8 protein-coding genes are annotated in these 6,603 nt (G+C 46.7%); all 8 read left to right on the top strand.

Features of this window, described 5'->3' with window-relative positions:
• The first annotated feature begins 1 nt into the window (after position 1).
• The 8 genes from yidD (at position 2) to FD32_RS06755 (ending at position 6,489) form a co-directional block, all read left to right on the top strand.
• The gene (yidD, locus tag FD32_RS09870) at positions 2–286 is read left to right on the top strand and encodes a membrane protein insertion efficiency factor YidD (RefSeq protein ID WP_082126038.1); all 285 of its coding nucleotides are present in this window, start codon (positions 2–4) and stop codon (positions 284–286) included.
• Positions 256–480, top strand: coding sequence for a DUF2969 domain-containing protein (locus FD32_RS06725; RefSeq protein ID WP_047768019.1), 225 nt, complete (start codon positions 256–258; stop codon positions 478–480). The genes yidD and FD32_RS06725 overlap by 31 nt, the downstream gene beginning before the upstream one ends.
• A gap of 55 nt (positions 481–535) precedes the next feature.
• Positions 536–1,729 carry an FtsW/RodA/SpoVE family cell cycle protein gene (locus tag FD32_RS06730; protein ID WP_047768021.1) on the top strand — a complete coding sequence of 398 codons (1,194 nt, stop codon included), beginning with the start codon at positions 536–538 and terminating at the stop codon, positions 1,727–1,729.
• Between the two features lie 12 nt (positions 1,730–1,741).
• Positions 1,742–2,041, top strand: a complete 300-nt coding sequence (locus FD32_RS06735) for a glycine cleavage system H family protein (RefSeq protein WP_047768023.1) — start codon at positions 1,742–1,744, stop codon at positions 2,039–2,041.
• A 115-nt stretch (positions 2,042–2,156) separates the two neighbouring features.
• On the top strand, positions 2,157–3,290 hold the full coding sequence (locus FD32_RS06740) for a D-alanine--D-alanine ligase family protein (RefSeq protein ID WP_047768025.1): 1,134 nt from the start codon (positions 2,157–2,159) through the stop codon (positions 3,288–3,290).
• Between the two features lie 240 nt (positions 3,291–3,530).
• Positions 3,531–4,373 (top strand): helix-turn-helix domain-containing protein, encoded by an 843-nt coding sequence (locus FD32_RS06745; protein ID WP_047768027.1) that lies wholly within the window; start codon positions 3,531–3,533, stop codon positions 4,371–4,373.
• Between the two features lie 131 nt (positions 4,374–4,504).
• Positions 4,505–5,392, top strand: a complete 888-nt coding sequence (locus tag FD32_RS06750; RefSeq protein ID WP_047768029.1) for a 3-hydroxyacyl-CoA dehydrogenase — start codon at positions 4,505–4,507, stop codon at positions 5,390–5,392.
• A gap of 62 nt (positions 5,393–5,454) precedes the next feature.
• Positions 5,455–6,489: a hypothetical protein gene (locus FD32_RS06755; RefSeq protein WP_047768031.1), complete on the top strand. Its 1,035-nt coding sequence runs from the start codon at positions 5,455–5,457 to the stop codon at positions 6,487–6,489.
• The last annotated feature ends 114 nt before the right edge of the window (positions 6,490–6,603 follow it).

The raw sequence follows: 6,603 nt of genomic DNA on the forward strand, positions 1-6,603 counted from the left end.
GATGGTGCACTTTTTGTGTCGCTTGATACGGGGGTACCAGCGGTGGATTTCCGCACGGCGTCCTTACCGGGTCTGCCGTTACTACCCCACGTGTTCAGAGTATATGATCCAGGCCCTGCAACGGTTTGGGATCAAGGGTGCACTGCTGGGAATTGCCCGGATCCTGCGCTGCCACCCCTTTGTAAGGGGCGGCTATGATCCGGTGCCCCAGCATTTTACTTTTCAACGTCAACAAAATAATTTAAGGGTGAAAATGTGTCAAAAAAGGATAAAAAAATTGAAGTAAGTGTTAAGGATATTGAACGTCGGCATCAATCTGTTCAACAGATCTTTATTGGTGGCCGCCTTATCGGGGAAGTAATTACCGATAATGACCGCTTTAAAGCCTTGTTGACGGCGGATCAAAGTGAGTTTAACGCTCGCTCGCAAGAAGAAGGACTAGAAATTGTCTTGCAGCAATACCACTTGCACCAACGCTAAGCCGCTTGTGGTGGCCAATTCTTCTTGTCAAAATATGGCATAAAGGAGTTAGGTAATGCAACATTCGCAAAATGATGAAGAGAGTCGGATTGATTGGGGAATCATTTTCTGTGTTTTGCTGCTGGCGTTAATTGGTTTAGCATCAATTTATGTTGCGGCAAGTCACGACCGTCAATCCGTTAGTGTTGCCCGTCAGGTAATTACCCAGTTGGTGTGGTACGCTGTAGGAATTATCCTGGTGGTTGTGACCATGCAGTTCGATGCGGAGCAATTATGGAAGATTGCGCCGATTGTTTACTGGGCCAGCATCTTTCTGATGTTTGCCATCCTGGTGTTCTATAGTCGGTCGTACTATGTTAACACCGGGGCAAAGAGTTGGTTTGCAATTGGGCCATTTACGTTCCAGCCGTCGGAAATAATGAAACCCGCGTATATCTTAATGATGGGGCGGGTCATTACGACCCATAATAACCGCTATCCGGTACACACGGTACGGAGTGACTGGCGCTTAATCGGGACAATGTTTTTGTGGCTTTTACCAGTTTTGATTTCCCTGCACTTCCAAAATGACTTTGGGACGGCCCTGGTCTTCTTTGCCATTTTCTGTGGGATGGTCTTGGTTTCCGGGGTGACCTGGCGAATTCTGGCCCCCGCAGCTGGCGCCCTGATTGTTGTTGGGGGGTCTGCACTGGCGATGGTGACGAGTTCCATTGGGCGGACCATCCTGGAGCACATTGGCTTTCAGGCTTACCAATTCGACCGGGTTGACACCTGGCTGCATCCGGAACAGGATACGACCAACCAGGGTTACCAGCTCTGGCAGAGTATTAAGGCCGTTGGTTCCGGTGGAATCACGGGGACCGGGTTTAATAATTCCAAGGTTTACGTCCCCGTCCGGGAGTCAGATATGATCTTTTCAGTAATCGGGGAAAACTTCGGCTTCGTGGGCAGTGCCCTGTTGATTCTGGTTTACCTCCTGCTGATTTACCTGATGATCCGGGTTACCTTTGATACGCGGAACGAATTTTACGCGTACATCTCAACCGGGGTTATCATGATGATTCTCTTCCACGTCTTTGAAAATATCGGGATGAATATTGGCCTCTTACCGTTGACTGGTATTCCGTTACCATTTATCAGTGCTGGGGGTTCATCTCTGATTGGGAACCTGATTGGGATTGGGATGATAATGTCGATGCGTTATCATCACCATTCATACATGTTTAGCAGTAACCGTGAGTTTAGATAATGAGGTGCAGATATGGCAACAAAGAATAATTACTTTTGGACAAAGCAAGCCGCCGACGGAACGACCCGGGTTGGTCTGAATGACCAGGGCCGCGATGATCTTGGTGAAGTCAGCTTCATCGACCTTCCCGAAGTGGGGACCGAGCTAACTAAAGGTGGTAAGTTCCTCTCTGTTGAAGCGGAGAAGGCCGTTACCGACCTGGAAAGTCCAGTTACTGGCAAGATCGTGAAGGTTAACGATAAGCTGGTAGACAGTCCGGAAGACCTGTCCAGCGATGATGAACGGAAGAACTGGATCATTGCTGTTAAGTAGTAAATAAAAAGGGTGCCTGCGTGGCGCCTTTTTTTATGTTGATAAACATTTACATATATGATATTCTTAAAGTTCTAGGAATTCGGTTTAAATAAAAGAAAAGGTGGTATTTCTAATGAGTAAGAAGCTGCGTGTTGCATTGCTGTTTGGTGGAAACTCATCTGAGCACGATGTCTCCAAGCGCTCGGCGCATAATATTTATGACGCGATGGATAAGGACAAGTACGACGTTAGTTTATTTATGTTCACTAAGGACGGAATCCTGTTAAACAATGAAGATTCGCAGCGGATCTTTGACGGGGAACTCGAGGATGAGGTCGTCAAGGATGCCTACCAGAAGATGGACCTGACTAAGCCCCTGGCACCAATCATGGCCCTAAACGAACTATCCGGGATTGACTTCTTCTACCCAGTCATTCACGGTAACCTGGGCGAGGACGGGACGGTTCAAGGTCTCTTCAAGCTCCTCAACAAGCCTTACGTGGGCTCGAACATCGCGGCGAGTGCCCTTTCCTTTGATAAGGACCTTACCAAGAAGATGCTGAACGAAGCGGGCATTCGTAATACCCCGTACGTCCTGCTGACGCCGGAAAACCAGGCTGATTATCCTTGGGACCGCTTGGAAGAAGACCTGGGCGATCTGATTTTTATTAAGCCAGCCAAGCAGGGCTCTTCAGTGGGGATCCACCGGGTTACTAACGCTGAGGAGTACGCAGCAGCACTCAAGGATGCTTTTAAATATGACTTTAAGGTCCTGGCGGAACAGGGGGTTGACCACCCACAAGAAGTTGAAATCTCCATCTTGGGCAATGAACACCCAATTGCTTCCAAGCTTGGTGCGGTCCGGGTACCAAAGGGCGATCCGTTCTACGACTACGAGAATAAGTTTGTTGATGCTAGTGGCGTGGTGTTTGAATTACCAGTCAAGTTGCCACAGTACTTAACCGATGAGATTACTGACATGGCTTTGAAGGCATACAAGGTGCTGGACATGAAAGGATTGGCCCGGATTGACTTCCTGGTTGATTCTAATAATGTTCCATACCTGAGTGAGCCAAACACCTTGCCAGGGTTCACTAACATCAGTCTTTATCCGCAAATGTGGGAGGTCTCTGGAATCTCTTATTCTGATTTGATTGATCGCCTGATTCAACTTGGCTTAGATGAGTTCAAGCGGAACAGTCAGATTAAGTATGATTTCCGCGAGCTTGGGCAGGAACGCGTCGGTCAAAAGAAATATAATAAATAAATCCCTTTAGCTATAGAGCACCAAGGATTTTAGTCATTAAGATATTAATCGATAAGTGAGGTTGCAACTGGTTTGCAGCCTTTTTTTTGTCGTAACAAACGTTTATCAGTGAAAAGCGAATTAAAAGATTTAGTGGGCAGTTTTAGGAAAAATTTCATAATTAGTGTTATAATAGGGAATTGAAAAAATGAGATTTTATAACGGAACAAATTACTAGTAATAAATTGAGGATGATAACCAATGAAACTCCGTGGAGATGTTTTAAAACAGATTCGCCGCAAGAGGGGTTTATCGCAAACAGCATTGGCTGAAGGAATCTGCACTCAAGCGACGATTAGTCTAATGGAAAAGCAGGATCGTTTGCCAAAAATGGATATCTTAACCGCTATCTGTGAGCGGCTGAATATCCAACCGGACCGGATTATTGAAAAAGAAGTCAGTGGAATTAATGATACCTTCAACCAGATTATTGATGCCTTAACGGACCAAGAATTTGATAAAGCGAAGAAGTTAGTTGATAAGATTCGGGTTAAGGATTTAAACAGCGATTTTGATAAGCAACGTTACTACTACCTTCTAGGAATGGTTCAGATTAAGGACGGCAATATCGACGATGCCATCTTTAACTTTGAGTTAGTCCTGACCCAGTTTGCCACTACCAGTGCCAACATCTATCTGGCAATGACGACAGCGGGGATGGCGCTTGCCTACCTCCAGCGTAATGATCGTGAACGGGCAGTACGGCTGACTAACCGGTCAGTGAAGTTGATTGATAACAAGAAACTAATTGGTAGCCTTCACCAGTGGGCATCAATTAATTGCCAGATTGCCGAGCTCTACTGGCGGCTGGGTGAACCTGAGAAGGCAATCGAATGTGCCGAACGGGGAATAAAGCTCTGCCGGGAACGAGAATCACTGTTCCTGCTTGACCAGCTCTACATGTACGTTGGCCGGGCCTATATTGAACTTGGTGATAAGGAAAAAGCCAAGGAGAACTTGGAAATTGCCAAGAGTTTGAGCATTGCCCGCCATGGGGATATCATGGAGAAGAGTATTGTCAAGGACTTGAAAAAGTTACAATAGGTTAGCTAAATAAATTCGATAGTGAATAAAGAAGGTTCAGCATTGCTGGGCCTTTTTATTATCTCTTTCTGAAAGCGCTACCAAAATATGATAAAATTAAAGTGTGCAGAGAATTATGAGGAGGCGTTGTTATGGAAATTAAAAACGTTGTGCTTGCTGGAGCAGGGGTGCTCGGCAGTCAAATTGCATTTCAAGCGGCCCGGTGTGGCTACCAGGTCAAAATCTGGAACCGGCACATTGACCGCGCAGAACGGCGATTGGCCGCAATTAAGGACCCGTTCATGAGAGAAATGAAGGCGTCTGCAGCTGATTACCAGGCCGCAATGGACAACATTGTTGATATTAGTAATGATTTAAAGGCGACCGTGGCTGATGCAGACTTGGTGATTGAATCCGTTTCCGAATCGGTCGAGATTAAGAAGGCCTTCTACGGGGAACTCTGCCCGCTTCTCCCGGAGAAAACAATTTTAACTAGTAATTCATCCACCTTTATTCCGAGTGAACTGGTTGGATTTACTGACCGGCCAAGTAGATTTGCCCACCTACACTTTGCCAATCATATTTGGAAGCATAATGTTGCTGAAATCGTCGGTAATCCGAAAACCGACCCAGCAGTTATTGAAGACCTGACTAGCTTTGCCCGGTCAATCAAGATGGTACCAGTGGTCCTGAAAAAGGAGCAGCACGGTTACATCATGAATGCCTTGCTGGTCCCACTGCTGAATGCAGGGATGGCACTATGGGCAAACGGGGTTGCTGACCCGCACACCATCGATAAGGACTGGATAATCTCCAACGGGTCCCCACTTGGGCCGTTCATGATCCAGGATATTGTGGGTCTCCGGACCACCTATGCCGTGGTCCTGAACCAGTACCAGCAAACGAATAATGAACTATTTAAAAAGATTGCCGACAAACTGAAGCCAATGATTGATGCCGGTCATACGGGTGTCGAAGCGGGGCAGGGATTCTACCATTACCCTAACCCTGAGTATGAGGATCCGGACTTTTTTAAGTAACTAAGATTTTAAATAGCTCTGCACCAGTGATAGGTCACGCACGCAGAAAGGGAGTAGTTTCTATGAAACAGTATCGTGTTATTATTTGGGGACTTGGAAATGTTGGTCGGGCTGCTGTGCGAATGATTGGGGAACGCAAGTCAGTGAAATTGGTTGCCGCGGTTGATAATGATCCGGAGAAGGTTGGTAAGGATGCCGCCGGGCTATTTGGCTTTCCGGACATTGGGGTTAAGGTCACGGATGACATTGATGCAGCGCTAAAGCTGGATGCCGACGTGGTCCTGGCATATACACCACTTCGCCACGAACCTAAGACGGGGGCCTTTACACCAAGTGCGGAGGATATGGTTAAGGTCCTGAATGCCAAGAAGAACTGTATCACGACCATTCCGCTTTACTACTCACAAGTTACTACACCAGACCTGTACAAGATGATTAACGATGCCGCTGTAAAGAACGGTGTCACCTTCATGCCGAGTGGTTTATTGCCAGGCTTCTATGCTTCACACCTGCCACTGTACCTTTGTAACTTGGTTGACCACGTTGACCAGCTCACCGTTCGGTCTGGTGAGGACGACCAGAACAACACTTCTTCCTGGGTTAAGGTCTTTGGTTACGGGATGGATCCCGATAAGTTCCCCCAGGATAAGCTAAAAGCTGGCATTGCTGCTTACTACATTGCCGCTATTTATGAGATGGGCGACCGGTTAGGACTCAAGTTTGATGATGTTAAGGTTACTCACGAGGTATTTACCGCTCCTCAGGATCTTTATCCCAAGGCATTTGGATTGATCAAGAAGGGGACAATGATGGGGCACCGCTTCACCATGAGTGGCTATGTCGGTGGTGAAAAGAAGGTTAGCCTGGTTTATGTCCACAAGATTTGCAACGATATTGTTAAGGAACCAGCAATTGATAATCACATCCACATTGCCGGTATTCCAACTATTGATGTTGAGGTCCAGAACATGATTCCACTAGAGGAAAGTTACGTCACAAGTGCGGCACCAAGTGTTGATGTCATCCCCCAGTGTGTTGAAGCTCCTGCAGGCTACCAGCACGTTCTCAATCAACCGACGATGTTACCGTTAGTTTAGAAAATAGAATAGACAACCTTTCGAATAAGCGACTGGGAAAATAAAATTCCAGTCGCTTTTTTAGTGCGCCCGGCATGGGTATTAGCTAGGTGGTGAAAGTCCACTATGGGCCGT

This window comes from Limosilactobacillus panis DSM 6035 (assembly GCF_001435935.1).
Lineage (GTDB): Bacteria > Bacillota > Bacilli > Lactobacillales > Lactobacillaceae > Limosilactobacillus > Limosilactobacillus panis.

What these genes read in the sequence shown, in the direction of transcription:
- FD32_RS06730 (WP_047768021.1), top strand. Translation starts at nt 536, where the DNA reads ATGCAACATTCGCAAAATGATGAAGAGAGTCGGATTGATTGGGGAATC.
- FD32_RS06735 (WP_047768023.1), top strand. Translation starts at nt 1,742, where the DNA reads ATGGCAACAAAGAATAATTACTTTTGGACAAAGCAAGCCGCCGACGGA.
- FD32_RS06740 (WP_047768025.1), top strand. Translation starts at nt 2,157, where the DNA reads ATGAGTAAGAAGCTGCGTGTTGCATTGCTGTTTGGTGGAAACTCATCT.
- yidD (WP_082126038.1), top strand. Translation starts at nt 2, where the DNA reads ATGGTGCACTTTTTGTGTCGCTTGATACGGGGGTACCAGCGGTGGATT.
- FD32_RS06750 (WP_047768029.1), top strand. Translation starts at nt 4,505, where the DNA reads ATGGAAATTAAAAACGTTGTGCTTGCTGGAGCAGGGGTGCTCGGCAGT.
- FD32_RS06745 (WP_047768027.1), top strand. Translation starts at nt 3,531, where the DNA reads ATGAAACTCCGTGGAGATGTTTTAAAACAGATTCGCCGCAAGAGGGGT.
- FD32_RS06755 (WP_047768031.1), top strand. Translation starts at nt 5,455, where the DNA reads ATGAAACAGTATCGTGTTATTATTTGGGGACTTGGAAATGTTGGTCGG.